The organism is Psychrobacter sp. TB20-MNA-CIBAN-0197, from assembly GCF_040309765.1.
GTDB classification, from domain to species: domain Bacteria; phylum Pseudomonadota; class Gammaproteobacteria; order Pseudomonadales; family Moraxellaceae; genus Psychrobacter; species Psychrobacter submarinus.
The window spans coordinates 1-268 of record NZ_JBEOPC010000687.1; the positions used below are offsets into that span (position 1 = coordinate 1).

At 67.5% G+C, this 268-nt stretch carries 1 protein-coding gene; it reads right to left on the reverse strand.

Annotated features, from left to right (window positions below):
- On the reverse strand, nucleotides 1-268 hold a 268-nt coding region (locus tag AAEY83_RS15540), incomplete at both ends, for a substrate-binding domain-containing protein (RefSeq protein WP_351060367.1).

Here is a 268-nt window from a genome sequence, read left to right on the forward strand (position 1 = left end):
GCTGGATCCTGCCGGTGTAGCCTGCGGCCTGGTCGTCCATGGTGCCGAGGAGCTGGGCGACGCAGCGCCGCCCCAGTTCGGGGAAATCCTGTTTGACCGTGGTGAGGGGCGGCCAGAAGTGGGCGGCCTCCGGGATGTCGTCGAAACCGACGATGGAGACGTCGTGCGGAACGTCCTGGCCCGCGTCGCGGATCGCGTGCATGAGCCCGAGCGCCATCTGGTCGTTGGAGGAGAAGATCGCGGTGAAGTCGCGGACGCGCATGAGTTC